The 6,000-nt window shown below is 38.4% G+C and carries 7 protein-coding genes and 1 pseudogene; all 8 read left to right on the top strand.

The window, feature by feature from the left end; translation table 11 throughout:
* A partial coding sequence (locus ACFIJP_RS01365; RefSeq protein WP_375625182.1) for a hypothetical protein occupies positions 1-210 on the top strand: 210 nt, incomplete at its 5' end.
* A gap of 24 nt (positions 211-234) precedes the next feature.
* Complete coding sequence (locus ACFIJP_RS01360; RefSeq protein ID WP_375625181.1) at positions 235-1,020, top strand: DNA adenine methylase; 786 nt, start codon at positions 235-237, stop codon at positions 1,018-1,020.
* A gap of 65 nt (positions 1,021-1,085) precedes the next feature.
* A complete protein-coding gene (locus ACFIJP_RS01355) occupies positions 1,086-1,460 on the top strand; it encodes a helix-turn-helix domain-containing protein (RefSeq protein WP_375625180.1) in 375 nt (124 codons plus the stop codon).
* Positions 1,461-1,758: 298 nt separating this feature from the next.
* A complete protein-coding gene (locus ACFIJP_RS01350) occupies positions 1,759-2,580 on the top strand; it encodes a beta-hydroxyacyl-ACP dehydratase (protein WP_375625179.1) in 822 nt (273 codons plus the stop codon).
* Positions 2,568-3,140 (top strand): hypothetical protein, encoded by a 573-nt coding sequence (locus tag ACFIJP_RS01345; RefSeq protein WP_375625178.1) that lies wholly within the window; start codon positions 2,568-2,570, stop codon positions 3,138-3,140. Before ACFIJP_RS01350 ends, ACFIJP_RS01345 begins: the two co-directional genes overlap by 13 nt.
* 1 nt (position 3,141) lies before the next feature.
* Positions 3,142-3,645 (top strand): hypothetical protein, encoded by a 504-nt coding sequence (locus tag ACFIJP_RS01340; protein WP_375625177.1) that lies wholly within the window; start codon positions 3,142-3,144, stop codon positions 3,643-3,645.
* Between the two features lie 303 nt (positions 3,646-3,948).
* Complete coding sequence (locus tag ACFIJP_RS01335) at positions 3,949-4,086, top strand: hypothetical protein (protein WP_375625176.1); 138 nt, start codon at positions 3,949-3,951, stop codon at positions 4,084-4,086.
* Positions 4,087-4,978: 892 nt separating this feature from the next.
* A pseudogene (locus ACFIJP_RS01330) lies at positions 4,979-5,122 on the top strand (DUF2924 domain-containing protein); the annotation flags it as partial.
* Positions 5,123-6,000: the final 878 nt, after the last annotated feature.

Below are 6,000 nucleotides of genomic sequence, written 5' to 3'. Positions count from 1 at the left end.
AAACGAAGCAGCAAAGATAAAGATCTTACAGAAAAAGAACAACAGCTTCTTCACGAGATGATAGAGACCTATCAAGGCTTGAAGATGATGTCACGCATCATGAAATTGATAGCCTTCATTGTCTTTATGTTTGTAATAGATTTTTCCCGTTTTGTGGACGCCATAGAGAATAGCTTCTCACACCTCAAAAAGTGGATAACAAAAAGTTAAATATCAAATTTCTCCTTTAAAAATATGATGAAACAAGAATTTACACAAACATTGTTTGCGTGGATGGGTGGTAAACACTATCTGCGTAAGAAAATTATACCGATTTTAAATAATATTGACCATGAAACCTATGTTGAACCGTTTTTAGGCTCTGGTGTTATTTTCCTAAATAAAAGACCAGCAAAATATTCCGTGATTAATGATCTGAATGGAGAGATCACGAACCTGTTTCAATGTGTTCAAAATGACTTTGATGATTTAGCCAAACGACTAGAATGGTTTGTTTGTTCAAGACAGTTGTTTTTTGAACTTGCGGCGATTGAACCAGAAAGCCTTTCCAAAGTTGAAAGAGCCGCACGTTTTTTGTTTCTCCAACGTTGTGTGATGTATGGGAAAAAAGAGTATGTCTCTTTTGGCTTTGGAAGGAAAAAGCCTATAGCATTTAATCCCGATAAGCTGCTATCAAGGATGCGACGTGTTAGACAGAAGCTTCTTGATACGACAATCTTAAATTTATCGTGGGAACGGGTTATCGAGCTATTTGATGCACCCGACAGTTTATTTTACCTAGACCCGCCTTATCTTGTGAAGAAGAAGTGTTACAGCTCTGGGAATTTTGTTGAAGATGATTTTGTGAGTATGGCAAAAGTTCTCAAAAGCATACAAGGCAAATTTGTCTTGAGTCTCAATGATTGTGATGCGGTTCGAGAGATCTTTAAGGATTTTGACTTTTTAGAATTAGAGACCCTTTGGACCTCTGGTTTTGCTAAAAAACCACCCCGAAAAGAACTCTTGATTCGTAATAATTGAAGAAAATCATAAAAAGATTTGTTAGAATCAGAAGAAAATATTTCTTCTCTAATAGGACTTTTTATATGGTTACATCTTTTGGTAAAATTTTACGGAAACTTCGCATTGATCACTCAGAACGCCTCTTAGATATGGCTAAGAAATTAGACATATCTGTAGCATTTTTATCTTCTGTCGAGATTGGCAAAAAATCTGTTCCTGTAGGACTGGAGGAAAAGATCATAGAGCTTTATGGTTTAGATAAAGAGAAGGCTTCTCTCTTAAAAAAAGAAGCCTATTCTTGTCGAAAAAGCATCATCATAAAGCCTTCTACTCCGTTGCAACGTGAAACTGTTGTTGCGTTTATGAGACTTTTAGATGGCTTACATCAAGAAGCGTTAGCAGACTTCAAAGAAACATTAGAAACATTGTGCGAAGCGTGCTTTATAGAGAAATGTTAAAAATCCTATTCCCTTAACTTTATTAAGGTATCCCTCACTTAAAAAAACATATGTAAAATCAATAAATTATTGTTGATATAAAATGCAATGGTGGGCAATACAGGACTGCAACCCAATGTCGATTTTCTAATTGAAAGCATCATGAGCAAACATCGGGCTGCTTCTGAGCTGGGATTGTTGGCTTTTTTCGTTTGTCGTATGCCAATACTTCTCGCGCACTATCAAGCGCGGTTTAGTGCTCATTCCTTCGGTTTATCATCAAAGGATTTAAGAAAAAATATAAAAAGGTCCCCCAATTATGGCTATAAAGCATCGCACAGAGCCAAATTTCTTGGGTATATGTCAGCGTATCACCTTAACCACACCGATGCGTGCTTGCGGGCAAATCGATATTTCTCATTGGAATTTAGCCCATAACTATTTGAAACAGGGCTTGTTACTCGAAGCCTTGCATCAGTTTTCAGTTCGATTCGCCACCGTGGTGACTAAAAACTCGGATCTCACTTATCGCTATCTCCCTGTTATGGTTGAACAGTTTTTCTCTACCACCCATTTTGATAACGATCGGTTACGCGTTGAAGGACATATTGAACGCATTAATGAGGCCTACCGTATTCACTGTAAGGTCAGCCCATACGGCAATGGCAGGGCCGTTATTGCGCAGGCAATCATCATGGTCAGTAAGGTCTACTTCCTTATGGTCAGTAAGGTCTGCTTCCTTGGCTCGTGTTCTGAGAAAGCCGCTCTTCCATTACTAGGCGATTTATGTAAGATTTCCTCCGTAACTGGAGATTCTTGTACTTTTTCCTTTAATGCGCATCACCCGCTTTTTGAGGAACATTTCCCCTCCCGCGCCGTATGTCCTGGTTCACTATTGATTGAGATGGTTCTGGCTTTGGCCACGCAGGGTAGGACGAAAAATATCGCATCTGTTGCGCTGAAAAAAGTAAAGTTCATTGAAGCAGTTTATCTGGGAGATACCTATCAGTTGACCATTAAACAGGATACAGAGTGTGAACCGGGTGGCGTTTTTTATATTCATACGGAAACTAAAAAACGAAGCACTTGCGGTAAGTTTTCTATCAAATATAAAAAGGGGGATGCGCCATGTTTAACATAATAATCTCTTTTATTTCGTGGAGTATTTACTCCTGGGTTATCAATGGAAACGTTTTAACTCTGGTCGAACGCTCTCTCATCTTAACTGTGATTTTATTGTTCATTATTGCTGTGAATATTATTGCTGTGAATATTAAAATTATCCGACAGGGAGACCCCGTGATGATTACGAACATTCTGGCATTTATTGTCCTGTTTGTTAATTATTTCGCTGGATGGTCTACACTTTTACTGAACTACCCCACAGTTTTTTGCTATCTGTCACTTGCTCTGGTTTCATTGATGAGCTTGCTGGTAAAGAAACCCTTTACCATTTTTTATGCTCCTGCTGGTGTTTCTGAAGAAAAACGCAAACATATCCTCTTTTATCTCATCAATAAATATATTACATGGATTTGGGTCATCATCTTTTTTGCCAATGGTCTTCTAGGGGCTTTTTTTACATGCTCCCCCCAGCTTTGGTTGATCACTATGGGTTTAATTGGGGTTGGTATTCTTTTTTCTAAATATCTTCCTAACATCATACAATATTTTTATCGCGTCAAACATCATGGAGCATAATATGTCATTGTTTAACATTCTGACCGGAACCCCTTTATGGGCCTGGATTTTGCTTATTTTTCTCATCGCGAGGGGAATAATCGCATTGAAAGATAGGGAAATGAAGGTTTACCGCCTTTTTCTCTTGCCGTTAGTCTTTCTTTTTTTGGGCGCAAGCGATGTGATTAACCAGCTGGCGTTCCCGCGCTGGGGAGCAATCTCAATGTTGGCAGGGCTGATGATCGGCTTTGGCGTTGGCTGGTTGCTCTGGCGTGCCACTCCGCGTTTAAAAATCAAAGAGGGAACGGATTTCATTATTCTGCCTGGTACGCCGTTGACGCTGACATTTATTCTTATCGCTTTTGTCATCAAATTCACATTGATTGTTTTTCTCAAGGTTGTACCTGATTTGAAATATGCATTTGATTTTAACCTTCTTTTTGGTCTTTTAAGTGGGTTTACTGGTGGTGTGTTGTGGGGCGGCACATTAAATTTATATATAGCATTTCGAAAGAATCCAAATTAATCCCTATACCATTAGCTGTGGGTGCTTCCCATTAGAACTATCTCAATAGAAGCTTATTCCTAACAACAACGCTGCATACAAATGCAGCGTTGCCTCGTAGTTTCAGATTTTTTTATCCCAGCGCGTGAAGAGGTGAGGGAAGTGATATATCTGACTATGCCCCCTTGGGGGAAGAGCGAGCCTAAAGGTTTAGAATGCTATGAGTTTGAGCTAGCTGGACTTTGAGCAGATGGTTTATCGCTCATGGGAAATCATTTTGTTTTACGATTCAAAAAGAGGATAGTGATGGTCTCATTGGCGTAGGTGGGCAAGAAAACTGTTAGCTTGGCAATGCGTCAACAATTTGTAGAACTATGTTGTGGAACCCATATGCAAAGCCGTTGCTATGATGGCATGATGCTTTTGTCAAGCATTATGATATGGGGAGGAACCAGTGTTTAAGGGTGCAACTGCGGTCACTATACGATCCAGTAGCATTACGTTTTTACGTTTGAGTATTTAGGAGCGGTAGACTCTGTACAGGCTATGCGTACAATATGTGAAGCACGCTTGCGGGAATCAGTGTGTCATTATTGTGTTGTGCACGCAACCCTCTAGCGAGTACTTCATTGGTAAGGCTGTTTTTTGAAGCTAGTTGTAATTATCTGTGTGTTTTTAAAGAGAACGTTAGCACCGATGTATCGCGTGCAGTACCATTTTCCTTTATAAAACTATTCTCATTTCTTTTGTTTCTTTAAGAAATCTGCACTTCTCAGCCTTTTTTGCATATGATCGATAACGTAGCTCAAGTTCCTTGAGACAGTGAATTTTTCTCTCTTTTTGCTAAAAATGCCCAAACCATCTTATTTATTCGAGACTTAGTTTAAGAAGGGATCTTCTAAATTTATTATTTTTTTCAATAGGATATAAATTTCTCGTTTTGGGTGCGCGGTAGACTTATAGCAGTAACAAGCTTAGGCGTATAGTTAGCAGATACCATCATTATTGAGGAGTTTATTTAAATTGTGTTTGATCGATTGAGGTATACAGAAAAACGTGATCAATAAGCTTAGGTTTATTGGTTCTAAGCGTGGAGGGGGGTGAGCTATCCAATGCAAAAGAATAAATTGTTTTTTTGCGCTGAGCGTTGGTTATTTTTCGACATAATTGCATTTTGGTCTAACTTTGTGAACACACACTATTTCTGACTAATCGAGGAAATAGAACATTCATGTGTTGAGAGGATTAGACAATGAGTTGTAAACAATTAGAGCAAGAAATAGCCACTGTAAAGTATACGTCAATGTAGGAGTCCAAAGCCTTATGACACACTTATTTCAGTGACGATTATTTAGGACAAACGCATCATGTGCTTGTGGTGCCAAAAGGCTATCAATATGAGGGAAAGATTTACAAAAGCTTGAAAGCTATTGCCAAGCATATTACCGACATCAATTGGAATGGCCATTTATTTTTTGTCCTTTTAAGGCGTGGATGAGAGGATGACAGGGGACAAGAAAGGTGCTTAAACAAGCGATAAAACCAATACGCGGCACTATATATAGACGTAAATTCACCGAAGAAGGCTTAGGAGTTTAACTCACTGGATGACAAAAAGAAGCAGGCGAAAGCTTTGTTAAAGCTTATTGTCATGAAGGTTGGCAATGAATACCAACGTTGTTGATAATGTAAAAATCATGCCGTAATATATTTAAGGAGTGAGTGCAAGAGATTAATACATTCCTATGGCAGATTGTAGAAGCATGGTTTGCGATCCTAATTATATGATTGGTAAGGCCAAATCATTCAGGGACAAAATGATAAGAGCTGTATTTTATTATGAATCTGACGCACAGTATAAAACCTATAAAGGCAAAGCGTTTTATAGCATGGGGAAGATTTTCAACATGTTGTCGGACGTTTGAGGGTGTTTTTACCCTCCGTAAAAGGTATTTTAGCAAATCTTGCTTGCACGGACAAGGGAGAACTAGAAGTGGATGCCGACATAATCCCTTGAGAAATTGGTTTTTATTGCGTCGAAATAAATGATGAAGAAATTTATGTTTTAGTTGACAGTGATAGTACTTGTATGTGCTTGACTAAGCCACATGTGACGCAATTTTAAAATTACCTATGGTGGCATGTCGTCAAATTGACGATACAGCTCTTCGATTTGTCAGAAATAGGACAATGCTAAAATATAGACATATTTTGGATGTGTTTGTGCCAATTGATAAGCTTACTGATAATGTTTGTAAGTGCCATAATAGCACACAAGAAAAAATATAAAATCGCCGCATGTGGTAATGCGAATTGATCTAGCTGACTTGCGTAAGCAAAAAGAAATAAAACAAGCACAAGAAACTTTAAAAAATA

Origin of the sequence: Bartonella sp. MU37NMGALS (genome assembly GCF_042194015.1) — a bacterium.
In the GTDB taxonomy this organism is placed as follows: Bacteria; Pseudomonadota; Alphaproteobacteria; order Rhizobiales; family Rhizobiaceae; genus Bartonella; species Bartonella grahamii.
This window is presented reverse-complemented; position numbering and strand designations above follow the sequence as displayed.

Bases quoted from the DNA above. Each gene is read 5' to 3' on its own strand.
- ACFIJP_RS01360 (WP_375625181.1), top strand. From the start codon at position 235: ATGATGAAACAAGAATTTACACAAACATTGTTTGCGTGGATGGGTGGT.
- ACFIJP_RS01355 (WP_375625180.1), top strand. From the start codon at position 1,086: ATGGTTACATCTTTTGGTAAAATTTTACGGAAACTTCGCATTGATCAC.
- ACFIJP_RS01350 (WP_375625179.1), top strand. From the start codon at position 1,759: ATGGCTATAAAGCATCGCACAGAGCCAAATTTCTTGGGTATATGTCAG.
- ACFIJP_RS01345 (WP_375625178.1), top strand. From the start codon at position 2,568: ATGTTTAACATAATAATCTCTTTTATTTCGTGGAGTATTTACTCCTGG.
- ACFIJP_RS01340 (WP_375625177.1), top strand. From the start codon at position 3,142: ATGTCATTGTTTAACATTCTGACCGGAACCCCTTTATGGGCCTGGATT.